We start from the raw sequence: 25,186 nt of genomic DNA on the forward strand, positions 1-25,186 counted from the left end.
GCGGATTCGCCGGGTTCGCTACTTGTCCGGCCAGGTGCCCGTCAGGCGCTGGTATCCCGTCGCGCCCGCGCGATCCACGGCGGCCTTGACCAAACCGAAGATGGCGCCCTGCAACGCGGCGGCGACGAGCACTTCGCGCCAGCCGTATTCGCGCGCCGTGGCGCTCGGCGCTTGCTCCTCGCCGCTGACCCGGCGCCACACCTGGGTGAACACCGTGTTGGCCGCGACGCCGCCGAGCACGCCGACGATCATGCCGAGGGGTTTGTAGAGCGTCGTCATGCCCGCCTCCGCCGCATCCACCAGAACAACACCACACCGGCGACCGCGGCCGCCGCGATCGGCGCGGGCCGCATGCGGGCCGCGCCCACCAGCTGCTTGCCCTTGTGGATCACCGGTTCCGGCGCTTTGGCGGCGCGGTCGACCAGGTGCCCGGCGTGGGCGCGCGCCTGTTCCGCGGTCTCGCGCGCGGCCTGCTTGGCGTCCGCGACCCGGTGACGCGCCGCGTCCGCGGTCTCGTGCGCGTGCTGCTTGGCGTCCGCGACCCGGTGGCGCGCCGCGTCCGCGGTCTCGTGCGCCTTGTCCTCCACGCGGCCGGGAATGTCGAACTTGCCGGTCAGCTCCGCGACCGTTTCGCCGAGTTGCTGCCGCGCCTGGTCTCGATCCCGGCGCAGGGCCTCGGATCCGTTCGGAATGTTCGGTCGCCCGACATCGCTCATCGTCGGCTCCTCTTCTGCACGGCCTCGATATCGTCGCGGACGCCTTCGATGGCCTCGCTCGGCACCGGCGGCGCGGCCTCGGTGACCGTCCTCTTGCCGACCAACGCCAGCACGCCGCCGAGGGCGAGCAGTGCCACGCCGACGATCAGCGCCGCCGCCCAATCCGGCAGCGGGATCGCCAACGCCAGCACCGCGGCCGCGATCAAGGCCGCGCCGCCGTAGAACGCCAGCAGGCTGCCCGCCCCCGCGAGGCCGGCGCCCTTGGCGATGCCCTTCGTCTTGTCCTGCATCTCCAGCCGGGCCAATTGCATTTCGTCGCGAACCAGCCGCGTGAGTTGCGTGGTCGCATCGTCGACGAGTTCGGCGACCGAACGCGTATCCGGTGCGGGTCGCGCTTGCGACGCCACGGGCCGCGCGTCTGTCGTATGGGTCATGTGCCTCTCACCTCCCGTTCGGTGGCCGGTTACCCGGCGAAACGCAGGTGAAACGGTGCGCGCGCAAGCTATGACGCGCGCACCGGCTCCCGCGAGACGAGCGCGCGGATCCGGCTGCGCCCCCAGGCGATTACATCGGGCCCGCCGCGCAGGCACCACAGGGCGATGACGGGATCGCAGAGGGCGCAGCCGAGGGACGAGTCGTGCAGGAAGGGGACGATCGGATTGCCCTGGAGGTGGTGCAGGAAGTCCCACGCGGTGTGCAGCAACCAGGCGATGCCGATGAACGTCCACGACCGCAGACCGCGGTAGGCGCAGTAGGTCACGACCGCTGTGAACGCGAACTCCCACGCGGCGAACCCGCCGCCGCTGAGATACGCCGCGCCCGCGCCCGCGACCATGATGGCGTTGAAGTGGCGGCGATGGGGTTCGCGGATCAGGGACATCAGCGTGATGTAGACGACGCCGACGAGCAGCGGGGCGAGGTAGGTCATGGTGGGACGACTCCTGGGCGAGCGAACGAGGTCGCCACCGAAGTTAGGCAACCGATCCCGCGCCGCCCAGTGGCATTCAGGCCAGACACCAACGGAAAATCGCCACCAGCCGATGAGCTCGTTCTCCCCGGCATTCAGCCATGTCGGAACCGGTGGCGGGAACCCGTTGCTCAGCTAAGTTGTAGCCATGCATGTGGTCGCCGTCCTCGCCTTGGACCGGGTGATCCCCTTCGACCTGTCCACCCCGATCGAGGTCTTCACCAGGACGAGGCTGCCGGACGGGCGCCCCGGGTATCAGGTCCGGGTCTGCGCCGAGCGACCCGAGGTCGACGCGGGCGCCTTCACCCTGCGGGCGCCGTGGGGGCTGGAGGGGTTGTCCGGCGCCGACACCGTGATCGTTCCCGGCGTCGCCGACCCCACCGCGCCGCTCTCGCCCGCGATCGCCGACGCCGTGCGGACGGCCGCCGCCGCGGGCACCCGGATCGCTTCCATCTGCACGGGCACCTTCCCGCTCGCCGCCACCGGAGTGCTGAGCGGGCTGCGGGCGACCACGCATTGGCTCGCTGCCGACGCGCTCGCGGCGAGCCACCCCGACATCGCCGTCGATCCCGATGTCCTCTATGTCGACAACGGCCAGTTCCTCACCTCCGCGGGCGCGGCCGCCGGGCTCGACCTGTGCCTGCACCTGATCCGGCGCGACTACGGTTCGGCCGTCGCCGCCGACGCGGCACGGCTGTCGGTCATGCCGCTGGAGCGCGAAGGCGGGCAGGCCCAATTCATCATCCAGTCGTTCCCCCCGACCCCGCGCGGCTCGGCGTTGGAACCGCTGCTGACGTGGTTGCAGGACAACCTCTCTCGCAACCTCACCCTCGCCGACATCGCCGCCGAGGCCGGAACGAGCACCCGCACGCTGCTGCGGCAGTTCCGCGAGCAGACCGGGACCACACCGCTGCAATGGCTGCACCGCGCCCGCGTACACCGGGCCCAGCACCTGTTGGAGACCACCGACCACACCGTCGAACGGATCGGCGCCCAAGTCGGTTTCGGCTCGCCCACCGCCTTCCGCGAACGCTTCAAGCGCACCGCCGGCGTCAGTCCGGACACCTACCGGCGCGCCTTTCGCTGAGGAAAGCCGAACGGCCGCACCGAAAGTGGTGCGGCCGATCAGGTTGGCCCGGGTCAGCTCTTCGGGCTGCCCAGGCAGAAGGTGGTCTTGGGCTCGGACAAGGTGAGGAACTTGTCGGCGTCCTCGCCGCACAGGTTCTCGTCGGCCTGGCCGTCGATGCGCTGCACGACCTTGAAGCTGGCCTCCGCGGCAGTGCAGGCCACGTACTTGTAGCCGGTCATCATGCTCTCGTTGTAGCAGAGACCCTGCTTGAAGTTCGGGGCCAGGCACAGGAACGCGGTGGTGCCGCCGTTGAGGGTCTCCTCGTAGGAGGTGTAGTCCTCGTGGCATTCGGTCTTGTCGTCGAAGACCTGCACGACCTTGTACACGGCCTGGTCCGAGGAGCAGTCCACCGGCTCCGTCTTGGAGTCGATCATCGACCCCTCGATGACGTTGATGCAGTCGCCCACGTTCGCGCGGGCGGTGTCGGACTTCCCGGCATCCTGGACCATGTCGGCGCCCTTCTCGACCGCCGAACAGCCGAGCGCGCCCAACGCGGCCACGGTGGCGAGCACCAGCGGCAGCCGCGTGCGGATGCCAGAACCAACGAATCTCATTCGTGTCACTTTCTCGTCGATGCGAAGGCGGCCGACCGGAGTACCCCTCGTGGCGCCGAACTCCGGCCGTCGCCGTGCCCTTCGGCGCATCCCCCGGAGGGTCGCGATCGGCCTCGAACACCCAATCGCACAATCGCGCGGCCAGCATCCGGGAAAACACGGGATTCCCCCGTGGCGGCACGGCACCGGTTAAGCTCGCCCGGGGTTGTTTCGCGGCAGGTTTGCCGGAAGTCGGCGGAGGATCATGGTCGAGCGCGCATTCGTGGGACGCCGCGCCGAGCTCGCCGCGCTCGCCGCCGCCCTGGAATCGCCCGATGGGCCATGGGTGCTGCTGGTCGACGGTCAGGCGGGTATCGGCAAATCCCGATTGCTCGCGGCGCTGGCCCCGTTTGCCACCCGCCGCGGCTCGCGGGTGCTCGCGGTGACCGCCACCGAGGACGAGCAGCCGCAACCGCTGCACGTCGTTCACGATGTGCTGGAACGGCTCGCCGACGCGGGTGCGGACCTGACCGACGTGCCGCCCGACGGCGACGCCAACCGGCTCGGCCGGGCGTTACGCGGGCACCTCGCGACGACCGGCACACTGCTCGTCATCGATGACGCGCACTGGCTCGACGCCGAATCCGTCCGCGTGTTGACCTACCTCGTCCGCAACCGCCCCGCGCCGACTTTCCGCCTCCTGCTCGCCTATCGCTCCGGCCAGTGTCCGGTGGCGCTCACCCGGGTGCTGACCGCGACCGGCGCCGCGACCCGCTCGGTGCGGGTGCCGCCCTTCACCGGCACCGAGGTCGCCGCCCTGCTGCCGGACGTGACCGCCGCGCGTCGCGTTCGGCTACTCGCGGCCTCCCACGGCAATCCGCTCTACCTGCTGTTGCTCGCCGACCTCCCGGATCACGAAGTGGAGCGGGCGATCAACGGCGAGGACCCGGCCGAGTGCGACTACCCCGGTCTGGATCGCACGCTGCGCGCCGAACTCGCGCAGCTGCCGGATCGGGAACGACTCGTCGCGCAGGCGATCGCCTTGTGCGGCGCGCACGCCGATCTCGAGATGCTGTGCGCCACAGCCGAATTGCCGATCGACGCGGTCACCGCCGCGCTCGACGAACTGAGCAGGCGGGCACTGGTCGAGGTCACCGGATCGTCGGTGACGTTCGGCCATCCACTGATCCGCACGGCCGCGCATCGGCTGGCGGGCGCGGGCTGGCGGGCCGCCGCGCACCGCAGGGCGGCGGTGCTGCTCCGGCAACGGGGCGCGGCCCTGCCCGCCCTCGCCCGCCACCTCGAGCTCGGCCTGCTCGGCATTGATCCGGTCGCGGCGGCGGAGCTGAAAGGCGCAGCGGCGCAGGTGTTGCCGAGTTCGCCCGCCACCAGCGCGCGGTGGATCGCCGCCGCCCTGCGCGCGGCCCCGGGCGCGCAGCCCGAACCGCCCGAGGACAGGCTGCTGCTCGGACGCGCGCTCCTACTCTCGGGCGCGGGTGCGCGGGCCAGGGAGGCGCTGGAACCGCTGACCGCTCGCCCGGGCGCGTATCAGCTGGAGGCACTGCTGCTTTCGGCGCGCTGCGAACGCATGCTCGGCCGGGTCGACCTGGCGCGGGCCCTGCTCGCAGCGGCCGCCGAGTTGCCGCTGCTGCCCGGCGACGGGCCCGTCCAGCTGGAGCTGGCCATCCTGGAGTTGCAGGACCATCAGGACGTCGAGGGACGGGCGCGGCTGGACGCGCTGTTCGCCTCCGACGCGATCACCGACCCCGCGGTGGGCGCGGCCGCGACCGCGTTGCGCTGCCTCGGCGCGGTGGCCGAACTGCGTATCGGAGCGGCGCGCGCGGGTTTCGAGCAGGCCGACCTGGCATTCGAGCGTCTCGACGACGACCGGCTGCGCGAAGTGGTGCACGCGACGCCCGCGCTGGGCTGGGCGGCGTACTTCCTCGACACGCACGCGAGAGGTTTGGCGCATCTGGACCGCGCGGTGCAGGTCAGCCGCCGCTTCGGGCGCAGCTACGCGCTGGCCGAACTGCACACGGTGCGCGCCTATTGCCTGATGAAGCACGGCCGCGTCGGCGAGGCGCTGGCCGCCGCCGAGGACGCCGACGACATGGCGCGGCAGTTCGGCTACGGCGATCTGATCCCGTTCGCCGGTGCGCTGAAACTCCGTGCGCTGCAATTGACCGCGGCGCGCGAGGACGTGCTGCGGCAGTGGACGATTCTCGCCGACCAGCCGCGACCGGTGATGCGTTGGTGGCGGCAGGTGGTGGAGATGACGGTGCACGAGGTGGGTGTCCGGCTCGGCGTGATCGAACCTGGCGTCCCACCTGTGACCGACAACCGGCCGGGGCCCATGCAGCCGACCCAGCTGGCGCGGTACGCGAATCTGGCGCTGGGCGGCGGAGATCACGCCGCGGCGGACGAGCTGGTCAGCCGGGCCGAGGCGGCGGCCGCCCACCTGGGGCTGCCGAGTCAGCTGGCGGCCGCTTCGTCGGCTCGCGCCGAATACTGCTGCGCGACGGATGATCTCGACTCGGCGGAAGCCGCGGTCACGGCCTGCCTCGGGTGGTTCGATCGGGCCGATATGCCGGTCGACCGCGCGCAAGCGGTACTGCTCGCCGCGCAGATCGCTGGGCGCCGCGGCGATTTCGCCGTCGCCACCCGGCGCTTGGTCGCCGCGCGCGAGACGTTCGCGGCCGCGGGGGCGACCCAGCTGGTAGTCGCGACGACCTCGCTGCAGCGCCGCCTCGCCGGTGGCCGCACCCCCGGCGGCGCGACGGCGCTGACGGCGCGCGAGCGCGAGGTCGCCGAACTGGCCGCGCGCGGCCACCCGAACAAGGAGATCGCCCAGCGGCTCTACCTCAGCCCGCGCACCGTCGAGGACCACCTCAGCCGCATCCTGCGCAAGCTCGACCTGAGCGGCCGCGCGGGCATCGCCCACAAACTCGGCGAGCTGGATCGCGAATTGAGCTAGGCGAGCGGAACCCTCGACCGGCTTACGGTTCGGCTACGTAACTCTCGTGAAAGCCGCCCTCGTCGAGGTCGAACACGAGCGAGCGGTCGCGGCGGTCGGCGGTGACGGCGATGTCGAGCAGGGCGCAGTAGCCGCCGGGCCAGGTCAGGCTGTCGTCGCCGAGCAGGACGCGGGCCGCGTGCACGTCGGTGGCCACGATCACCGGTCCGTCGGTCGGCGATTCGTCCACCCGCGAACCGGTTTCGACGGCGACGCCGAGCTCTGTCGCACGCGCCGCCATCCGGTCGACCACGCGCTGCCAGCCGCCGCGCACCAGCGCACGGCCGGGATGGGCGCGCTGAACACCCTTTGGAACAACTCCCAGACGAACGCGGCCGAGAGGCGGCCGGTGTCGGCGTCGTAGGTGACCACGCTGATCGCGCTCGCCATCCGCTCCGCCGTCGCCTCGCCCCAGCGGCCCCCGGCCCAGGTACGGAAGTCGACGTCCACGGGTGCGGTGAGCCCGAGCCGCGCCTGGGCGCGCAGCATCCGGACCGGCGGCAGTCGCCGGAGGCGGCCGTCGACACGGAAACCCAGCTTCCCAAGCCGCCGCCGATGACGGTGATGTGTGTGTTCACGGTGTTTCCTCTCCTCGGTGGCCCGCCCAGTCCAGCCGGGCGGCGACCAGCTCCGCAGTGGCACGCAGGTAGCGGTCCGCGTCGACAGACGCCGGGTGCTCGCCGTCGAAGATGTCGGTGATCAGCCAGTAGTGCGCGAGGGCGCCGACCAGCACCGCGGCCGTGGCCGTCCAGTCCTGCTCGCCGCCGCCCGAGCCGGCAAGTTGCGCCAGCGCCCGCGTCACCACCGACATCACCACGCCGTACTCCTCGCGCTGGAACACCTCCAGAACGCCGGGGTCGATCGAGTTGTCGCGCAACAGGATCCGGGTCACGTCACGATCGTGGTCCAGCCGCTGCATACCGACGTGGCACAGCGCGACGAGCCGATCGACGAGCGTCCCCTCCGGCGTCGCCGCGTCGAACAGCGCGACGAACGGGCGCCGCGCAACCCCCGAACGCGCCGAAAACGGCCGAAAACACGAAGAACACGACGGTAGGCTGATGCGCTGTCACCACGAAAGGATTGCGGTATGGCGGGCAAGCGCACGGTTCTCACCGCCGGCCTGCGCCGACTCGCGGCGCTGCTGACCGAGATGCGCGACAAAGTCGGACTCAGCAAAGAGGAAGTCAGCAGCCGCACCGGGATCAACGTGACGACGCTGTACCGGATCGAACAGGCCCAGGCCCGTCCGCAGCGCCGCACGCTGAACACCCTGCTCGACATCTACGAGGTCGATTCCGACCGGCGCAAGTACGCGCTCGAGCTCCTGTCGGACGCGCAGAAGCCCGGCATGTCCCGGCCTTGGGAGGCCAATCTCACCGAGGTGTACGCGGCCTACATCAACTTCGAATCCGAGGCACTGTCGGCCCGCCATTACCAAACCTCCTACATTCCAGGCCTTTTGCAGACGGAGCAGTACGCGGCCGCGGTGATCGACACGTCCATGCCGAAGGTCGAGACCGCGATCATGGAAAGCCGCGTCCACGCCCGGTTGAACCGTGCGACGGTGCTGGATAAGGAGAAGCCGCTCGAACTGTGGGTGGTGCTGGACGAAGCGGCGATCCGCCGGGAGGTCGGCGGCCAGCAGACCATGCGCGGGCAGCTGGAGAAGCTGTTGCTGGAGAGCAAGCGGAAGAACGTGATCCTGCAGATCCTTCCGTTCAACGCGGGCGCTCATCCAGGCATGGCGGGCTCGTTCACGCTGCTCGACTTCGAGAATCCCGATGACAACGAACTCGTGTACGTGGAGGGCATCGCGGGCGACACACTCGTGGAGGGCCACAACGAGGTCCGCCGCTTCGGGGTGATCTTCGACCAGCTCCGGGCGATGGCGCTGAGTCCGCGCGATTCGGTCGCGTTGATCGAGGAGATCGTCGCCCGGATGAGCTAGCGTTCTGCGGTGTTCCGGCGACTGTCGCGCCGGAAGAATGGGTACTCCAAGGTCCCCCCCGTCACCGCGCACAGGAGTCTCCGATGTCCGACGTGTCCGCCGAACCAGCCACGCCCGAACCCAGTCTGCATCGGGTGATGGGGCCGGGACTGCTGCTGTTGTTCATCGTCGGCGACATTCTCGGCACCGGCATCTACGCGCTCACCGGGCGAGTCGCCGCCGAGGTGGGCGGCGCGGTGTGGGCGCCGTTCGTCGTCGCGTTCCTCGTCGCGCTGGTCACCGGGTTCAGCTACCTCGAGCTGGTCACCAAGTACCCGCACGCCGCGGGGGCGGCGCTGTACACGCACAAGGCGTTCGGCATCCACTTTTTCACCTTCATGGTCGCCTTCGCGGTGCTGAGCTCCGGCATCACCTCGGCCGCCACGGCCTCGCGCGCGTTCGCGGCGAACTTCGCCGAGGCCTTCGACTTCGAAGTCGGCACCGGTATCGCGATCACCGCCGTCGCGCTGGCGTTCATGGCCGTGATCGCGGCCATCAACCTGCGCGGCGTCAGCGAGGGCGTCAAGGTGAACGTGCTGCTCACCTGCGTGGAGCTGACCGGCCTGCTGATCGTCATCGCGATCGGGCTGTGGGCGCTCGGCTTCGGCAACGGCGATTTCGGGCGCATCACCGAGTTCGAGACCGGCGACCGCAGCGCGCTGGGCGGCGTGATCGTGGCGACCACGCTGGCCTTCTACGCGATGGTGGGTTTCGAGGACTCGGTGAACATGGCCGAGGAGTGCAAGGAACCGAACCGGATCTTCCCCAAGGTGCTGCTGACCGGACTGCTCGTCACCGGAACGATCTACGTGCTCGTCTCGATCACCTCGGTCGCGCTGGTGCCCACCGAGCAACTCGGTGAGGGCGACACCCCGCTGCTGAAGGTCGTCGAGGTCGGCGCGCCCGGATTCCCGACGCACGTCTTCGCGTTCATCACCATGTTCGCCGTGGCCAACTCGGCGCTGATCAACATGCTGATGGCGAGCAGGCTGCTCTACGGCATGGCGCGGCAAGCCGTCGTGCCGCGCGCATTCGGCCGGGTGCACGCCCGGCGGCGAACGCCGCAGGTCGCGATCGTCTTCACCACGCTGCTGGCGCTCGGCCTGATCGCGTTCGTCGGCGAGGTGCCCGAACTCGGCGGCACCACCGCGTTGCTGCTGCTCGCGGTGTTCACGGTGGTGAACGTCGCGGTGCTGGTACTGCGGCGGGATCCGGTCGAGCACAAACATTTCCGCACGCCGACCTTCCTCCCCGTTGTCGGGGCGCTGTCCTGCGGGTTCCTCGTCACGCCGTTCACCGACCGCAACCCCGATCAGTACCTGATCGCGGGCGTGCTGCTCGCCATCGGCATCGCGCTGTGGCTGCTGAACCAGCTGGCGATCCGCTCCCAGCGGGGCACTCCGCCGAAGACCGCGGCGCCGACTCCGGAAGCCTGATCCGCGACCGAGAACACCGCTGTTCGCGCAGGTAGCCGCGCCAGCGAGGTGTGCGGAACCCGGTCGGCCGCAATCGATCACGGCACCCATGTGACCGATCACCGGGATGACGCGGCGCTGCGGTGTCGGTAGAGTGAGCGCCGATGACCAGCATGGAAGCCCGTTTCGGCGACGCTCACCGGACGGTGCCGCTGCCCAGTCCGTGGAACCTCAACGCCTACCTGGCCGAGGTGGCTGCGCACCGCGGGCGCTCCATCTCGCTGCGACCGGTGCCGGCCGAGATGCTCGCCGAAAACGGTTGTCGCGGCAAAGGTCTGTGGGTCGCCCGCAAACACGACGACATCATCGTGTACGACGCCGAGGCCACCGAGCGCAATGCCGATCACATCATCCTGCACGAGATCGGGCACATGCTGCTCGGCCACGGCAGGGACGACTCCGAGGACGCCCCGCCGCTGTCGCCGAAGCTCGCCGCGCTGCTGCCCTCGATGGCGGCGCAGCATGTGCTGGGGCGCAACGAATTCGGCGCGGAGCGCGAGCAGGAGGCGGAGGTGTTCGCCGATATGACGATGGTGTACGCGACGCTGCCGCAGCGGCGCGGGCGCGGATTCCGGCTCTTCGGTCGCGGGCGCTAGACAGGGCCTAGACACCGTCCGGCACCCGGCGCGTTCCCGCTTGCAGCGCGTCCACCAGATCCTGGTAGACGTCGGCGAGTTCGACGACCTGCACCCACGCCTCGTAGAAGACCGGGTCCGGCGCCGCCGCCAGCGGGACGCAGGCCTGGGTGGTGAGCTGCGCGAGCCGGTCCACCATCCGCCCGACGGTCTCGCTGTGCGCGTGTGCGGCGCCGCCCGGCACCGGCGTCGCCAGCGTCATCCACCGGTCGATGGCCCGGACCAGCTGGTCGCGCCGCCGGTCCAGCTTCGCCACCTCGCGGGCCGGCGTGCGCTCCCGCAGCGCGTGCAGTTGCGCCAGCTCGCCCGCAGCCTCCAGCATCGGGTGATCGTCGTGCGGAAACCCGCGGCAGGCCGCGACCAGCTGCTCCTTGCCCGGCACCATCCAGTTGTCGGTCGTCACATCGCACCGCCTCCCCGCGCCACCATGATTCCGGAGCCGCGCCGCGGCGGGGAAGCGGACAAGCGGTCCGCCCGCCCTGCCCGCGCGTACCAGGCCTATCAGAGGTGTACCACCCGGCGGCCGAATCCCGCGGCGCTTCAACGGATATCGATGATCCGCGCATCCTTTGCGAAGGCGGCGATCTCGTCGAGCCCCGGTCGGTATCCGCCTGTCGTGTCCACTTCGAGGGCGGGCGCGTCCAGCCGCACCCGCTGGAACGCGTCGTGCCGGGCACCGAGCGCCGCCGGATCCGGTTCGCCGGGCGCGGAATGCACGCGCCGCAGCGGCTCGTCGCGCCTGCGGCGGGCGATGCGATCCACCGCGACGTCCCGGTCCACGACGCAGTGCAGGAACCGGAGATCGGCCAGCTCGACCAGCGGCTCGAGCCCGGGCCGCCACAGGCGATCTTGGAAAGCCGCCTCGGCCACTGTGTCGACGCCCGCGCGCGCCAACACGGCGAGCACCTCGAAGAAGGTGTCGAGGGTACGCAGCGCGAGCTCGTCCTCCGGTGCGGGCTCGAACGTGGGATCGGCGTCCGCCATCCCCTGCTTGATCTCGTCCCGACTGATCACCGGCCAGCCGACGGTTCGGCCGAGCGCGTGCGCCAAGGTCGTCTTCCCCGAGCCGGGCGGGCCGCTGACGACGACCAGCCGCGGGCGTCGTACCGCGTGGCCGAGCGAGTCTGTCTCCATCACATGGTCCGAGGTTACGCACCCGGGACGGGGCGGGGGTGGCAAGCGCGCGCGGCCGCGGTGCGCCCCTCGGCCCGGCGTCCCGGAGCCCAGGTCGGTGCAATTTCGGGACTCGGGGAGCGAGGCGGCGAACACGGGTCTAGGCTGTCCGCCGTGGTCGAACCCCTACCGTCCGTCGCTCCTCATCCCGATATCGCACCGCTCGCCTCGTTGCTCGGCACCTGGCGCGGCGGCGGGCACGGTGAATACCCGACCATCGAACCGTTCGACTACCTGGAGGAGATACGGTTCGGCCATCTGGGCCGCCCGTTCCTCACCTACCGTCAGCGCACCCGCGCGGCCGACGGCAGCAGGTCGATGCACGCCGAGACCGGCTATCTGCGCTGCCCGCGGCCCGACCACGTCGAGCTGATCCTCGCCCACCCGACCGGCGTCACCGAGATCTGTGAGGGCGAGCTCACCATCACCGACGGTGAGGTGCGCATGGAGTTCGACTCCACCAGCATCGGCCGCAGCAGCACGGCGAAGTTGGTGACGGCGCTGGGCCGGTCGTTCCGTGTCGCGGGCGACACCATCGACTACACGCTGCGGATGGCCGCGGTCGGCGAACCTTCGACCCACCACCTGGCCGCGACCCTGCACCGCGCCTGACCCGTCACGGCGGCCCGACCGCCACGCAGGACTCGAACTCGCCGCCCGCGTCGCGATAGCGCGGCCAGCGCATCGCGCCCGAGGTCTGCGGCCCGAACACGCCGTCCTTGTCGATGCCGTGCAGGTCCTGCGCGTACAGCACGGCCAGGCCCGTCGCGGTGCCGTAGAAGCCGTCGGCGTCCGACAGATCCCGCTGGTAACACCGGCGCAGCGCGTCTTGGAGGGCGCGTACGCCCTCGATCGGCGCGGCGCGCGGCGCCTCGGGACCGCCGGGATGGGAGTCGACGTAGGACAGGATGCAGCGGCGTCCGCCGTCGTTCGTGGTCGGCAGCACGACGTGGTATCCGTCGCCGCTGGGCGCCTCGGTGGTGAAGTAGCAGCGCGGAGACAAGCCCGTCGTGCCCGTCGGCTCGGGCAGCGCCCTGGAGCCGGAATCCGCACGCACCGACAAGAACACGGCAGCGCCGACGAGTGCCGCGGCCACGCCCCCAAACGCCGCCACCCTCCTGCGAGTTCCGAAGCCACGCTTCGGTTCGGCACGCGTCGCCCCGGCCAGCGCCGCGGCCAGCTCGCCGCACGACTCGTACCGTTCGTCCGGAACGTCCCTCGTGGCTTTGGCCAGCACCGCGCCGACGCCTTCCGGCAGCGGATCGGCGATCATCGCGGCGGGCAATCGGCCGGTCAGCAGTTCGTAGCATGTGATGCCCAGCGCGTAGACATCCGCGCGCCGGTCGACGCGTCCGCCGGTGCGCTGTTCCGGCGGGGCGTAGGACTCGGTGAACGCTCGGACACCGGTGTCGGTCTGGGTGGCGGCGGGGTCCGTCCGGCGCGCGATGCCGAAATCCCCGACCAGCACCCGGTCCGCGCCCGCGTCGCCGGGGGTGACGAAGATGTTCGCGGGCTTCACGTCCCGGTGCACGACATGGTGTTCGTGCGCGTAGTCGAGGGCCTTGGCCGCCTCGGCCACGATGTGCACCGCCCGGCCGAACTCGACGCCCGAGCGGTGGGCGCGGATCAGCGCCGCGAGGTCGCCGCCGGGCACGTAGCGCATGGACATCCACAGCCTGCCGTCTTCCTCGCCGAAGTCCTTGACGTCCACGATGTTCGGATGGTCGAGACCGGCCGCCAGCCGCGCCTCACGACGGAACAGCGCGGCGTACTCGGTGTCGGCGCGATCCGCGCCGACCACCTTGAGCGCCACCCGCATGGGCAGCGTCGGGTGCTTGGCGAGATACACCGTGCCCATTCCGCCGGAACCGAGCCGTCGTTCGATCAGATGACCCGCGAACACCGAGCCCGGCACCAATTCCGAAGCGACCACCCTCCGCGCACCTCCCTGTGCCACCGCGTCCGTGCGATCGGCGCTCCACCCGTGTAGCCCGCACCCGCGCCGATCTGCCCGGCAATCGTGCGGAAAGCCCGCTGCCCGCGAAGCGGTTTCGCTCCGCGAGGGTCCGCCGCCGACCGCGGGCGATGCGTATGCTGAATCCACTCACCGTCGCCTTCGCATCGCGAGACGACTTGGCGCGCAGTGTAGTTGGGAGGGATGTGCCGTGGCCAGCGCCGGTTCCGATCCGCCCTCGGTCGACGTGCGAATACTCGGGCCGGTCCGGCTGCTGGTCGACGGCCACCACATCGCGCTGTCCGGCGCGAAGCCGCGCGCGCTGCTGGCCGTGCTCGTCGTCAACCGACGCAGGGCGGTCCCGAAAACCGCCTTGCTCGAGGCGGTCTGGGGCGACGATCCGCCACCGCGCGCCATGGACGGTCTCTACGCGTACGTGTCGAATCTGCGTACCGTCCTGCGCGGAGCCGGAATTCCGGATCGCGACGTCCTGCGCACCGTCGACGCGGGATATCTTCTCGACATCACCGACGACCAGTGCGACGTCGGCCGCTTCGAAGTGGCGCGCGCCCGTGGCGCGGCGGCCGCGCGAGATGGCGACTCCCGCAAGGCCGCAGCGTATTTCGCGGCAGCCCTGGACGAGTGGAGCGGCGCTCCGCTGACCGGTCTCGACGAACTCGGCTTCGCCGCCAACTTCGCGACCGATATGACCGAGCGCAGACACGACGTGCTCGTCGACCGAATCGCCGCCGATATCGCCGACGGGCGCGCGAGCGCGGTGATCGGCGAGCTGACCGCGACGACCGCCGAACGCACCGTCGACGAACGGGTGTGGCGGCTGCTCATCAAGGCGCTGTACGTGTCCGGACGGCAGGCCGACGCGCTGGCCGCCTGCCTCCGATTGCGCCGCAACCTGGTTCACGAACTCGGCGCTGATCCGCAGCCGGAGACAGTGGAGCTGGAGGACGCGGTGCGCAACCATCGGGTGCTGTCGGAGGCGCCGTCCACCCGGACCGCCACCACCCGAGACCTGCCGAACATCCGTCGCCTGGCCTGGCTACGCGTCGGCGACGGGAAGCGGATTCCGGTGCCGCCCTCGGGCCTGCGGATCGGCCGCGAATCCGACAACGACATCGTGCTCGATGACGCGCGGGTCAGCCGCAAGCACGCGCGCATCCTGCACCGCGACGACGGGATCTTCATCAGGGACCGGGATTCGGCCAACGGTGTCTACGTCAACGAGGTGCCGATCCGCACCGACACCGCGCTCACGGACGGCGACATCATCCGGGTCGGCTCGACGCGGCTGCGATACGGGGCCAACGAGGAACCCGCGCCACCGGCCTGACCAGGCGATTGCAGAAAGTCTCGAGATTCGCCGAAGTCGAGGGCCATAGCTTGCTGATCGGGAGCACCGCTCCCGTCCAGTAGCACTCGACAATGGATGGTTCCCATGACTTTTCGTACCCTGATCGCCGCCATCGCCCTCGCCGCCGGTCTGCTGACCGCGCCCGCGCCCGCGTGGGCCGCCCCGGCCCCGAAGGACAGCGATCCCGCCGAGCGCGCCAAGGGCTGCGGGTACAGCGACTCGCACCCGACCATCAGTTACGGAAGCAGCGGCGACGCCGTCCGGCAGGCACAGTGTCTGCTGCACCTGCACGGTTACCCGGTGAAGATCGACGGCGCCTTCGGGCCGGACACCCGACAGGCCGTCGAGAAGTTCCAGTCCGCGCACGGCCTGAAGATCGATGGCGTGGTCGGGCCGGACACGTGGACGGCGTTGTACTTCTACTGATCTCACGGGCGTCGCACCGGCGCGTGCTGCCCAGCGGCCCGGCGTCGTCGGGCACGCCGGGTGGCCGCCGTCAGTACCCAGTCGGCAACGCGGCGAACATATCTCGGGTCACCGCCACCGCGTTGTCCGAGCTGCCGCCCTTGACCAGCAACGTCGCGAAGGCGATATCACCGCGGTACCCCACGAACCACGAGTGCGAGCCGCCGTCGACCTCGGCCTCGCCCGTCTTGCCGTACACCTCGCCCTGATCGGCGATGCGTTCGGCGGTGCCGCCGGTGACCACCTTGCGCATCATCGCGCGCAATCCTTCGATCACCTCCGCCGCGATCGCGGGCCGCTCTCCCTCGACTACGGTGGGCCGCCCGGCGATCAGGTACGGCACGGGCGCCGAGCCGTGCGCGATGGTCGCCGCCATCACCGCCATGCCGAACGGGCTGACCACGACTTTGCCCTGACCGATCCCGTCCTCGGTGCGCTGCACCAGATCGTCGGCGGGTGGCACCGATCCGGACGCGGTGGGCAGCCCGACCACCGAATAGTCCTGGCCCACTCCAAGTTTCGCGGCGGTCGTCGCCAGCGCGTCGGCGGGCAGCTGGCTGGCGAGCTTGGCGAAGGAAGTGTTGCAGGACCGTTCGTAGGCGGTGGCCATCGGGACGTTGCCGACGGTGAAATGGTTGTAGTTGGGGATGGTGCGCTCGCCGATGACGATGCTGCTCGGGCAGGGCAGCACGGTGTCGGGCGTGGCGAGGCCCTCGGCCATGGCCGCAGCGGCCGTCACCGTCTTGAACACCGAGCCGGGCGGATACTGGCCGATGGTGGCCATCGGCCCGTCCCGGTCCGCCTCCTCGTTCTGCGCGACCGCGAGGATCGCGCCGGTCGACGGGCGCAGCACGACCATCATGGTCTGCTCGGTGCGCAGGTCGACGGCGCGTTGGGCGGCGTTCTGCACGTAGCGGTCGATGCTCAGCGCGAACGACGGCGCCGGTTGCGCGGGCACCTCGGTGAGCACGGCGGTGTCGGCGCCGTGGGTGTTCATGGTGACCACGCTCCAGCCCGACTTGCCGTCCACCTCGGCGATCACCGTCTGGCGCACCTGCGTCATCAGATCGGGGGCGAAGGCGCGGTCGGTGGGCACCATGTCCCACTCCTGGGTCAGCGTCACACCGGGCAGCCCGATGAGTTCGGAGCCGACTTGGTTGTATTCGACCTCGGTCAGCAGCAGGACGGTGTAGGCGCCGTTGGTGTTCCGCGCCGCCTTCAGGATGGTCTCGGGGGTGAGGCGCTCGTCGAAACGCAGCAGTGCTCGCGACAGCGCGGTCGCCACCGCGGCGGGATCGGCGGCGTCGGCCGCGGTGAAGGCGACGCGAGAGACCTTGCCCGGCACCAGGACATCACTGCCGGACTGCTCGTTCACCCTGGCGCGCGGGGCCGGGTTCGCGCGCAGCTCCATGGTCTGGGTGTCGCCGAGTTCGGGGTGGATGTTCGAGGACGTCCACCGCACCATCCAGCGACCGCCGGTGCGGCCCATCTGCAGCTGGCCGGTATAGGTCCAGGTGCGGTTCTTCGGCAGCCGCCACTCGTAGGTGTAATCGACGGTCGCTGTGTCACCGGTGACGCGGGCCGCGCCCGTGCGTGCGGTCAGTTCCTCCGCCTGTAGGTTCTGCCACGCGGAAGTCAGTGCGGCGGTGGCCTTCTCGGGCTGGCTGGTGAGTTCGGCGGCCGCGGTGAGATCGTTCTCGGCGAAGGCGGCGACAAAGGCGTCGGCGGCGGGCGCCGGGCCCTGCGGACCGGCCGAGCAGCCCGCAGCCGCGGCGGCGAGCACCGCGACGGCCAGCGGAATCAACATGCGTGTCGGCATCGCTGCCGATGGTACTGGCCAATTACCGGCAATTGCCTGCGGCGCACCGTTTCTCGGCCGATCGAGGCGGGGTGGTTTCCGGCCTCGCTCACCGGGACCGTGAGCCGTTCAGTCCAACAGGACGGTGGCGAATGTCGCGATCTGACGGAATCCAACACGGCCATATGCGCGGCGGGCCACCGTGTTGAAGTCGTTCACGTACAAGCTCGCGGTGCGCCCGGAGGCCACCACCGCGTTGGCCACCGCCGCGGTCCCGCTGGTGCCGACGCCTTTGCCGCGCCGGTCCGGATGCACCCACACGCCCTGGATCTGACCGGTGCGCCGGGACATCGACCCGACCTCGGCCTTGAAGACCACCTCGCCGTCCTCGAAACGCGCCCAGGCACGGCCGGATTCGATGAGGTTCTGGATGCGGCGCCGATAGCCGCGACCGCCGTCGCCCGCTCTCGGATCGACGCCGACCTCCTCGATGAACATGGCGATCGCCGCGTTGAGGTAGCGGTCCAGCTCGTCCGGTCGTGCCCTGCGCACTTGCGGGTCGGCCGTGGCCAATGCGGGCTGGCCGAGCGCGAGCAGCGGTTGGGTGCCGCGCAGTTCCCGCTCCGGGCCCCAGCTGTCGCTCAGCATCTCCCACAGCGGCAGCGCGAGTTCCTGGCGGCCGACCACCGAGGAGCAGATCCGCGGCCAGCGCGTCGCGCGGTCGGCGAAAGCACGCAAGGCGTCGTTGTCGCCGCGCAGCGGCACCAGGTTCGCTCCGGAGAAGCAGAGGGATTCGGCGGGGCCGCCGCGGCTCCACAGCTCACCGTGCCCGCCCCTGGCGTCCAGCCCGTATTCCTGCAATCGGGCCGCGATCATGCACGAGGCGACCGGATCGCTGTCGAGCACTCGCAGGACCTGCGCCAGATCCCGGTTGGCGAGCTGACGCGCGGGGGCGAACTTCGCTCTTCGCGTCGGCTCCAGCAGACTCCGCACAATCGACAGCCTGCCACGAACGCGGCCGATGCGGTACGGGTATCCGAAACCCGCAGGTCGCGACGGGTCTCAGCCGACGGTGACGACCGGCTCCCCCGCGCCCGCGCTCTCGCCCATCTCCTCGGCGATGCGCATGGCCTCCTCGATCAGGGTCTCCACGATCTGCGCCTCCGGCACGGTCTTGACGACCTCGCCCTTGACGAAGATCTGCCCCTTGCCGTTGCCCGAGGCGACACCGAGATCCGCTTCGCGCGCCTCACCGGGGCCGTTCACGACGCAGCCCATCACCGCGACCCGCAGCGGCACCTCCATGCCCTCCAGACCGGCGGTCACCTCGTTGGCCAGCGTGTAGACGTCCACCTGGGCGCGACCGCAGGACGGGCAGGAGACGATCTCGAGCTTGCGCGGACGCAAATTCAGCGACTGCAGGATCTGCCCGCCGACCTTGACCTCCTCGGCGGGCGGCGCGGACAGCGAGACCCGGATGGTGTCGCCGATGCCCTCGCTCAGCAGCGCGCCGAACGCGACGGCGGACTTGATCGTGCCCTGGAAGGCCGGACCTGCCTCGGTCACACCGAGGTGCAGCGGGTAGTCGCACTGCGCGGCCAGCTGCCGGTAGGCCTCGACCATGATCACCGGGTCGTTGTGCTTGACCGAGATCTTGATGTCGCCGAAGCCGTGCTCCTCGAACAGGCTCGCCTCCCACAGCGCCGACTCCACCAGCGCCTCGGGGGTGGCCTTGCCGTACTTCTCCATCATCCGCTTGTCCAGCGAACCGGCGTTCACGCCGATGCGGATCGGAATGCCAGCGGCGCCCGCGGCCTTCGCGACCTCCTTGACCCGGCCGTCGAACTCCTTGATGTTGCCCGGGTTCACGCGCACCGCGGCGCAGCCCGCGTCGATGGCGGCGAAGATGTAGCGGGGCTGGAAGTGGATGTCGGCGATGACCGGGATCTGCGACTTGCGGGCAATGGTCGCCAGCGCGTCGGCGTCCTCCTGGCGGGGACAGGCGACCCGGACGATGTCGCAGCCCGAGGCGGTGAGCTCGGCGATCTGCTGCAGGGTCGCGTTGACGTCGTGGGTCTTGGTGGTGGTCATCGACTGCACCGAAATCGGGTGGTCGCTGCCCACGCCGACACCGCCGACCATGAGCTGACGGGTCTTGCGCCGGGGCGCGAGAACGGCCGCGGGTGCGGCGGGCATTCCCAGTCCGATTGTGCTGGTCACTTTCGGCTGCCTACTTTCCGTACGTGTGCTGCGGGCCGTTCGCCTACCGAGCTTAGCGGCGCGCGGTGGACCACCACCCTGTGACGCCCGTGACACGGCATGACATCGAGTTGTCCCGCTATTGCCCGCGACAGGTTACCCCGGACGGGAGAACTCGAGGGAACTCAGGGAAACAGCCGGATCGGGTTGACGATGTCGGCGGCCAGCGTCAGCACCATGTACGCGCCGCCGAGCGCCACGGCGACGTACGTCGCCGGCAACAACTTGAGGTAGTCGACCGGACCGCCGGGCGCCAGACCGCGCCAGCCGCGAATGGTGTTGCGGATCTTCTCGTAGATCACCACTGCGATGTGACCGCCGTCCAGCGGCAGCAGCGGCAGGATGTTGAACGCGCCCAGGAAGAAGTTCAGGCTGGCCAGCATCAGCACGAACACCTGCCACAAGCCCGCCTGGGCGCTCTCGCCGCCGATGCGGCTCGCGCCGTAGATGCTGACCGGGGTCTCCGGATCGCGCGCGCCGCCGGTGACCGCGTCCCACAGCGCCGCGACCTTGGCGGGCATCTGCATCAGCGACTGGAAGGTGCGCACGAACAGGTCGCCCGTGAAGGTGGTCGCGGCGGGAATGGCCGTGACGATGTTGTACTTCTCGATCGGCGGCACGTCCAGGGTGACGCCGACCGCGCTGACCTCGGTCTTCGCGCCGTCCTTGGTGTAGCGCGTCACCGGCTGCGGGGCGACCGTCACCTGCACCCGCTCTCCGGCGCGGTCCACGGTGTAGGTGATCGGGCCCTGCTGCTTGCGGGTCTGCTCGGTGAACTCCGCCCAGGTGCCGACCGCGACGCCGTTCACTGCGGTGATGGTGTCGCCGGGCTGGAGTCCGCCCTGCTGGGCGGGGCCCGGGCCGGTGCACTGTTGCAGCGTCCCGTCCGGATTGGCGTCCGCGACACAGCTCAGGGTTCCCACCGTCGGGGCCGGCTCGTCCAGCCGCGGCAGACCCCATCCGACGGCGAGCACCACGATCAGCAGGAAGCCGAGCACGAAGTTCATGGCGATACCGCCCACCATGACCACGAGCCGCTTCCAAGTCGCCTGGCGGTACATGGCGCGGTCGAGGTCCTCGGGCCGCACCTCGTCCAGTGCCGTCATGCCCGCGATATCGCAGAAGCCGCCGAGCGGGATGGCCTTGACGCCGTATTCGGTCTCGCCACGATGGAAGGACCACAGGGTCGGGCCGAAGCCGACGAAGTAGCGGCGCACCTTCATGCCGGTGGCCTGGGCCGCCCACATGTGTCCGCATTCGTGCAGGGCGACCGAGATGAGGATGCCGAGCGCGAACAGCACGAACCCCATGGCGAACACCATTTGCTCTCCAGCCCTCCTGCGTTGCGCAGCTCGTAGACATCCCGCGCACGCGCCGGCGCGGCCGCGAGCACCCCGACCACAGTAATGGACGCGGCCGGACCGAGGCCGTACCAAGCCCGCGCGGGCCAGCACGCGGGTATGCCGCATGGATGCCGCCGGACGTAGTCCATCCCCGATCCGTACGCCTCAGTCTGCCAGCGCGCGGCCGGACGCGCCGGATACCGGTTGTTCAGGCTCCGACGACACGCCGGGCGTAGTCGCGCGCCCAACTGTCGGCGGCGAGCACCTCGGCCAGGCTCTGCGGCTCGGTCCGCCACTGGTCGGCCGCCTCCACCGCGCTGGCCACCGTCCGCACGATCGCCGGGAAGCCGATGAGACCGTCGAGGAAAGCCTGCACCGCGATCTCGTTGGCCGCGTTGTAGACCGCGGTCACGCTGCCGCCCGCGGTGCCCGCCTGCCTGGCCAGTTCGACCGCGGGGAACACCTCGCTGTCGACCGGCTCGAAGGTCCAGGTGGCCGCGGTCCCGAAATCACACGGGGTCGCGGCGCCGGGCACCCGATCCGGCCAGCCGAGGGCCAGCGCGATGGGCAGCTTCATGTCCGGCGGACTGGCCTGCGCCAGCGTGGAGCCGTCGGTGAAAGTCACCATCGAGTGCACGATCGACTGCGGGTGCACGGTGACGTCGATGCGGTCGTAGGGGATGCCGAACAGCAGGTGCGTCTCGATCAGCTCGAGGCCCTTGTTGACCAGCGAAGCCGAATTCAGCGTGTTCATCAGGCCCATGGACCAGGTCGGATGTGCCTTCGCCTCGGCGGGGCTGACGGATTCGAGCATCTCGGCGGTCCAGCCGCGGAACGGCCCGCCCGACGCGGTCAGCACGAGCCGGTCCACCTCCTCGGCGCGGCCGCCGCGCAGGCACTGCGCCAGCGCCGAATGCTCCGAGTCCACCGGCACGATCTGGCCGGGCGCGGCGGCGCGGGTCACCAGCGAACCGCCCGCGACGAGCGACTCCTTGTTGGCCAGCGCGAGGCGGGTGCCCGACTCCAGGGTGGCCAGGGTCGGTTCCAGGCCGAGCGAGCCGACCAGCGCGTTGAGCACCACGTCGGCCTCGGTGCGGCGCACCAGTTCGGTCACCGCCGCCGGACCGGCCAGCGGAATGTCCAGCTCCGCGGCGGCGGCCGGGTCGGCGACGGCGACATTGCGGGTCCCGGTGGCCGCCATCTGCGCGGCGAACAGCTCGGTATTGCCGCCGCGCGCGGCCAATCCGACCACCTCGAACTTGTCGGGGTTGGCGGCGATCACTTCGAGCGCCTGGGTACCAATGGATCCGGTGCTGCCGAGCAGCAGGACTCTCACGATGTCGGACACCCAGTCATTGTGTCCTACCGCGCACGGGGTCTCGTCGTGCGCGTCGAACGCGGGCCGACTACCAACGACGCGGCGTCGTATGTCACGATATCGACCAGTAGCCCAAGAGTGCGTACCGGAAGTTCGGTACCCGAACCACCTGAGGAGCGATCGTGGCCGCCACGGACATCGAACCCGCCAACAACGAGCGCGCCGTCGTCACTCACGTGGACACCGCCGAGGTCCCCTCCGCGGAGTGGGGCTGGAGCGGCGAGTCGCGCCGCACCTTCCGCATCGCCGGTTGGATCGTCGCGTTCATCCTGCTCGCCATGATCATCGGCAACCACAAGGGCCTGGTCGAGGACATCTACCTGGTCGGCTTCGCCGCGCTCATCGTGGTCATCCTGGTGCGCGACTCGATCCTGCGGCGTAAGCCCCGCTAAGCCTCGGCCCCGGGTGGCCGACCCGGCTGGAGGCTCGATACTTCGCGGCCGCGCATCTCGATTCACACCGGGAGCGCGGCCGTTGTCCTGCCGGGCGTCGATGTGGAGGAGCGCCGCAGATGACAGTTGGAGAGCCAGCCCAGTCCGCACCACGGTGGCCCGACGCGGTCGAGCCCAACCCCATCCTCGCCACGGTCACGCCGTTCGCCCGTGACGGCGCCATCGATACCGGAGCGCTGGGCGAGTATCTCGGCTTCCTGCACAACTCCGGCGTTCCCGCGATCCTCGTCAACGGCACGACCGGCGAGTTCGCCAGTCTCACTGTCGCCGAACGCAAGTCGGTCCTCGAACATGCCCGCGAGCACTGGCCGGGGCATCTGATCGCGCACATCGGCGCCACCGCCTACGGCGACGCGCTCGAACTGCTCGACCACGCGAAGCACCACGCCGACGCCGTCGCCGCGATCGCACCCTATTTCTTCGCCGATCCGCCGGAGGCCGGTGTCCGCGAGTTCTTCGGTGCGCTGCTGACCCGCACCGAACTGCCGATGCTGCTGTACAACTTCCCGCGCCACACCCAGACCCCGATCTCCCCTGCGCTGTTCGCCGCGCTCGCCGCCGAGTATCCGATGCTCGCCGGAATCAAGGACTCCGGTGGCGACCTCGAGGTCACCAGGGCCTACGCCGCGACCGGTTCGACGGTCCTGGTGGGCAGCGACGGCGCGGCCGCCCGGATCCGCGAACTCGGCGTGCACGGCATCGTCTCCGGCGGCGGGAATCCGGTGCCCGAACTACCCGTTCGCATCGCCGCCGCCGTGCGTGACGGTGACGTCGACTCCGCCGCGCGATGGCAGGCGGTATTCGACGAATGCCGGGCACTGCGCCACGATTCCGGACTCAGCGATATCGCGTTCGTGAAAGCCGCTCTCGCCGAACGTATTCCCGGGTTCCCATCTGCTGTCCGCAGCCCCCTGCTGACCGCGGGCGACGCCGCGATCGCCGAGATCCGCGCGTACCTGCGGGACCAGATCCTGCCGCGCGTCCACGAGGGCACGCCGTGACGCGGATCAGCGACCGCGCCGCTTGCCGGGCTTCTTGGCACCCGCGGACCGGGCGCCACGCGCCGCGGACGCGCTCTTCCCGGTCGATTGCCGCTGTGGCGCGGGCTTTTTCGCGACCGCCTGCTTCGGACGCTGCTCGGCGCGGGTCGACGGGGAACGCGAGCTGCGTTCGGAGCGGCCGCGCACCACGCCGACGAATTCCTCCACCAGCTCGGTGGTTTCGGCCGTTGGCCAGACCAGAGCGATCTCGGTGTCGGGGTGCTCGATGACGGTGCGGTAGACCAGGTCGCGGCGGGCGTGCAGGCGCGCGATGGAGTGCGGGACGATGGCGAGTCCGACTCCGGCGGCGACCATTTCGAGGATGACCGACGCCGCGTCGATGTCCGAGGCGTCCTGCATGCGCTCGTCGGCCAGGTCCGCCGCCGTGACCTCGGTGAACAGCGAGATCGGGTGTTCCTTGGGCACCACGACGACCGGCGCCTCCCGGTACAGCGGAATCGCGCTGAGCCCTGCGCGGTCGATGGGCAGGCGCACGAAGCACATGTCGACCCGGCCCTCCCGCAGGGCGGTCAGCTGGTCGGCGGCGGCGAGCGGAATCGTTCGCAGCGGGATCTCGGGAAACCGCTCACCCCAGATCCGCTCCCACTTCGACACCGTGACGCCGGGCACGAAACCCACCCGCAGCTCGGCTGAGACCTCCGGCTCCGGCTCGGCCACTTCCCGACGCGCGATGACCTCGCGGGCGGCGGCGAGCAGCTCGCGTCCCTCGTCGGTGAGCTGCGTCGGCTGGGCGCCGGGGACGAACAGCTTCGTGCCGAGTTCGGTCTCCAGGTCGATGACCGTCCGGCTGAGCCGCTGACGCGCGATGCCGAGGCTCTTGGCCGCCCGCGCGAAATGCAGCTCCTCGGCCACCGCGACGAACCAGCGCAACCGCTCGACGTCGATCGACTCCACCTGACTCATTCGACCAAGGGTATTGCACGGCGTGCGCGGGTCGGACGGTCGCCGTGACGACGAGGGTGCTCCGGCGGTCGACTAGGCTGTCCCGGTGAGCCCGGACAAGAAACCGCAGATGATGAAGCCGCTGACCGCGGCCGACAAGCTCGGCATCTACCTCCCCGCCGCGCCGGAGGAGTTCCGGAACTCGCCGATCTCCCGCGCCGACCTCGACCGGCTGCGCACCGATCCCCCGGAGTGGCTCACCGAACTGCGCCGCACCGGCCCCTTCCCGCGCGACATCACCGCACGCAAACTCGGCATCTCCAACAGCGGCCTGGCCCGCGGCGGCGTCTCCGACGCCCTCACCGCGGACGAGATCACCGCCCTCCTCGCCGACCCTCCGGAATGGCTGACCCGCGAACGCGAGAACTACCAAGCCGTCCTCCGCGAGAACGAGCGCGTCAAAGCGAAGGAAGCCGAACGCCGCGCCACGACCAACCGCCCGGCCAAGAACCGCTTCGGCACCGGAGCCTGAAAGCCGCGCCGCTCGTGTCCTCGCTGTCATCGCCATCGAGCGGGCCGGGGCGGACACTCGGT

At 70.3% G+C, this 25,186-nt stretch carries 28 protein-coding genes; 11 read left to right on the top strand and 17 right to left on the bottom strand.

What is annotated here, in order from left to right; all coding sequences use genetic code 11:
• Positions 1-18: 18 nt before the first annotated feature.
• From T333_RS31320 to T333_RS31335, 4 genes are all read right to left on the bottom strand, one after another.
• Positions 19-279, bottom strand: coding sequence for a DUF4235 domain-containing protein (locus T333_RS31320; protein WP_354999379.1), 261 nt, complete (start codon positions 277-279; stop codon positions 19-21).
• Complete coding sequence (locus T333_RS31325) at positions 276-716, bottom strand: DUF3618 domain-containing protein (protein ID WP_354999378.1); 441 nt, start codon at positions 714-716, stop codon at positions 276-278. Before T333_RS31325 ends, T333_RS31320 begins: the two co-directional genes overlap by 4 nt.
• Positions 713-1,150, bottom strand: a complete 438-nt coding sequence (locus tag T333_RS31330; protein ID WP_354999377.1) for a phage holin family protein — start codon at positions 1,148-1,150, stop codon at positions 713-715. The genes T333_RS31325 and T333_RS31330 overlap by 4 nt, the downstream gene beginning before the upstream one ends.
• 68 nt (positions 1,151-1,218) lie before the next feature.
• Positions 1,219-1,644 (bottom strand): DUF6010 family protein, encoded by a 426-nt coding sequence (locus T333_RS31335; protein WP_354999376.1) that lies wholly within the window; start codon positions 1,642-1,644, stop codon positions 1,219-1,221.
• Between the two features lie 187 nt (positions 1,645-1,831).
• Here T333_RS31335 and T333_RS31340 point away from each other — a divergent pair, with 187 nt between their 5' ends.
• Positions 1,832-2,770, top strand: coding sequence for a GlxA family transcriptional regulator (locus T333_RS31340; RefSeq protein WP_496426747.1), 939 nt, complete (start codon positions 1,832-1,834; stop codon positions 2,768-2,770).
• A 53-nt stretch (positions 2,771-2,823) separates the two neighbouring features.
• Here T333_RS31340 and T333_RS31345 read toward each other — a convergent pair whose 3' ends face one another.
• Positions 2,824-3,366, bottom strand: coding sequence for an LppU/SCO3897 family protein (locus T333_RS31345; protein ID WP_354999374.1), 543 nt, complete (start codon positions 3,364-3,366; stop codon positions 2,824-2,826).
• 244 nt (positions 3,367-3,610) lie between these two features.
• Between T333_RS31345 and T333_RS31350 the strand changes: the two genes are divergently transcribed.
• Positions 3,611-6,319 (top strand): helix-turn-helix transcriptional regulator, encoded by a 2,709-nt coding sequence (locus T333_RS31350; RefSeq protein WP_496426748.1) that lies wholly within the window; start codon positions 3,611-3,613, stop codon positions 6,317-6,319.
• 22 nt (positions 6,320-6,341) lie between these two features.
• On the opposite strand, the gene T333_RS31355 is transcribed toward T333_RS31350, so the two are convergent.
• The 3 genes from T333_RS31355 to T333_RS31365 all read right to left on the bottom strand — a co-directional run bounded on the left by T333_RS31355 (position 6,342) and on the right by T333_RS31365 (position 7,250).
• Entirely contained in the window at positions 6,342-6,548 is a 207-nt protein-coding gene (locus T333_RS31355) for a hypothetical protein (RefSeq protein WP_496426749.1), read from the bottom strand.
• Complete coding sequence (locus tag T333_RS31360) at positions 6,518-6,847, bottom strand: hypothetical protein (protein WP_496426750.1); 330 nt, start codon at positions 6,845-6,847, stop codon at positions 6,518-6,520. The genes T333_RS31355 and T333_RS31360 overlap by 31 nt, the downstream gene beginning before the upstream one ends.
• Before the next feature lie 85 nt (positions 6,848-6,932).
• Positions 6,933-7,250 (bottom strand): hypothetical protein, encoded by a 318-nt coding sequence (locus T333_RS31365; RefSeq protein ID WP_496426751.1) that lies wholly within the window; start codon positions 7,248-7,250, stop codon positions 6,933-6,935.
• A 198-nt stretch (positions 7,251-7,448) separates the two neighbouring features.
• On the opposite strand from T333_RS31365, the gene T333_RS31370 reads away from it, so the two are divergent.
• From T333_RS31370 to T333_RS31380, 3 genes are all read left to right on the top strand, one after another.
• On the top strand, positions 7,449-8,309 hold the full coding sequence (locus T333_RS31370) for a helix-turn-helix domain-containing protein (RefSeq protein ID WP_496426752.1): 861 nt from the start codon (positions 7,449-7,451) through the stop codon (positions 8,307-8,309).
• An 83-nt stretch (positions 8,310-8,392) separates the two neighbouring features.
• A complete protein-coding gene (locus T333_RS31375; protein WP_496426753.1) occupies positions 8,393-9,784 on the top strand; it encodes an APC family permease in 1,392 nt (463 codons plus the stop codon).
• 143 nt (positions 9,785-9,927) lie between these two features.
• Entirely contained in the window at positions 9,928-10,419 is a 492-nt protein-coding gene (locus T333_RS31380; RefSeq protein WP_354999368.1) for a hypothetical protein, read from the top strand.
• A gap of 7 nt (positions 10,420-10,426) precedes the next feature.
• Here T333_RS31380 and T333_RS31385 read toward each other — a convergent pair whose 3' ends face one another.
• Both T333_RS31385 and T333_RS31390 read right to left on the bottom strand, forming a co-directional pair.
• Positions 10,427-10,861, bottom strand: coding sequence for a DUF4254 domain-containing protein (locus T333_RS31385; protein WP_354999367.1), 435 nt, complete (start codon positions 10,859-10,861; stop codon positions 10,427-10,429).
• Between the two features lie 137 nt (positions 10,862-10,998).
• Positions 10,999-11,592 carry a P-loop nucleotide/nucleoside kinase family protein gene (locus tag T333_RS31390; protein ID WP_354999845.1) on the bottom strand — a complete coding sequence of 198 codons (594 nt, stop codon included), beginning with the start codon at positions 11,590-11,592 and terminating at the stop codon, positions 10,999-11,001.
• Between the two features lie 144 nt (positions 11,593-11,736).
• On the opposite strand from T333_RS31390, the gene T333_RS31395 reads away from it, so the two are divergent.
• A complete protein-coding gene (locus T333_RS31395; RefSeq protein WP_496426849.1) occupies positions 11,737-12,243 on the top strand; it encodes a peroxynitrite isomerase in 507 nt (168 codons plus the stop codon).
• 4 nt (positions 12,244-12,247) lie between these two features.
• Here the strand turns inward: T333_RS31395 and T333_RS31400 are convergent, their stop codons facing one another.
• Complete coding sequence (locus T333_RS31400; protein ID WP_354999365.1) at positions 12,248-13,564, bottom strand: serine/threonine-protein kinase; 1,317 nt, start codon at positions 13,562-13,564, stop codon at positions 12,248-12,250.
• Between the two features lie 232 nt (positions 13,565-13,796).
• On the opposite strand from T333_RS31400, the gene T333_RS31405 reads away from it, so the two are divergent.
• Together T333_RS31405 and T333_RS31410 are read left to right on the top strand one after the other, a co-directional pair.
• The gene (locus tag T333_RS31405; RefSeq protein WP_496426754.1) at positions 13,797-14,933 is read left to right on the top strand and encodes a BTAD domain-containing putative transcriptional regulator; all 1,137 of its coding nucleotides are present in this window, start codon (positions 13,797-13,799) and stop codon (positions 14,931-14,933) included.
• Between the two features lie 105 nt (positions 14,934-15,038).
• Positions 15,039-15,380 (top strand): peptidoglycan-binding domain-containing protein, encoded by a 342-nt coding sequence (locus T333_RS31410; RefSeq protein WP_496426755.1) that lies wholly within the window; start codon positions 15,039-15,041, stop codon positions 15,378-15,380.
• Between the two features lie 70 nt (positions 15,381-15,450).
• Here the strand turns inward: T333_RS31410 and T333_RS31415 are convergent, their stop codons facing one another.
• The 5 genes from T333_RS31415 to dxr all read right to left on the bottom strand — a co-directional run bounded on the left by T333_RS31415 (position 15,451) and on the right by dxr (position 22,167).
• The gene (locus tag T333_RS31415; protein WP_496426756.1) at positions 15,451-17,238 is read right to left on the bottom strand and encodes a penicillin-binding transpeptidase domain-containing protein; all 1,788 of its coding nucleotides are present in this window, start codon (positions 17,236-17,238) and stop codon (positions 15,451-15,453) included.
• Between the two features lie 108 nt (positions 17,239-17,346).
• Positions 17,347-18,210 (bottom strand): GNAT family N-acetyltransferase, encoded by an 864-nt coding sequence (locus tag T333_RS31420; protein WP_354999361.1) that lies wholly within the window; start codon positions 18,208-18,210, stop codon positions 17,347-17,349.
• 69 nt (positions 18,211-18,279) lie between these two features.
• Positions 18,280-19,437 (bottom strand): flavodoxin-dependent (E)-4-hydroxy-3-methylbut-2-enyl-diphosphate synthase, encoded by a 1,158-nt coding sequence (gene ispG / locus T333_RS31425; RefSeq protein WP_141809548.1) that lies wholly within the window; start codon positions 19,435-19,437, stop codon positions 18,280-18,282.
• A gap of 164 nt (positions 19,438-19,601) precedes the next feature.
• Complete coding sequence (locus T333_RS31430; protein WP_354999360.1) at positions 19,602-20,798, bottom strand: M50 family metallopeptidase; 1,197 nt, start codon at positions 20,796-20,798, stop codon at positions 19,602-19,604.
• A gap of 229 nt (positions 20,799-21,027) precedes the next feature.
• Entirely contained in the window at positions 21,028-22,167 is a 1,140-nt protein-coding gene (gene dxr / locus T333_RS31435; protein WP_496426757.1) for a 1-deoxy-D-xylulose-5-phosphate reductoisomerase, read from the bottom strand.
• Positions 22,168-22,319: 152 nt separating this feature from the next.
• Between dxr and T333_RS31440 the strand changes: the two genes are divergently transcribed.
• Both T333_RS31440 and T333_RS31445 read left to right on the top strand, forming a co-directional pair.
• Positions 22,320-22,589, top strand: a complete 270-nt coding sequence (locus T333_RS31440) for a DUF2631 domain-containing protein (RefSeq protein ID WP_354999358.1) — start codon at positions 22,320-22,322, stop codon at positions 22,587-22,589.
• A 119-nt stretch (positions 22,590-22,708) separates the two neighbouring features.
• Positions 22,709-23,650, top strand: coding sequence for a dihydrodipicolinate synthase family protein (locus tag T333_RS31445; protein WP_496426758.1), 942 nt, complete (start codon positions 22,709-22,711; stop codon positions 23,648-23,650).
• Positions 23,651-23,656: 6 nt separating this feature from the next.
• Here the strand turns inward: T333_RS31445 and T333_RS31450 are convergent, their stop codons facing one another.
• Positions 23,657-24,613 (bottom strand): LysR family transcriptional regulator, encoded by a 957-nt coding sequence (locus T333_RS31450; protein ID WP_496426759.1) that lies wholly within the window; start codon positions 24,611-24,613, stop codon positions 23,657-23,659.
• An 85-nt stretch (positions 24,614-24,698) separates the two neighbouring features.
• On the opposite strand from T333_RS31450, the gene T333_RS31455 reads away from it, so the two are divergent.
• The gene (locus T333_RS31455; protein WP_354999355.1) at positions 24,699-25,124 is read left to right on the top strand and encodes a DUF5997 family protein; all 426 of its coding nucleotides are present in this window, start codon (positions 24,699-24,701) and stop codon (positions 25,122-25,124) included.
• The last annotated feature ends 62 nt before the right edge of the window (positions 25,125-25,186 follow it).

It is taken from the genome of Nocardia sp. CNS-044, assembly GCF_059570515.1.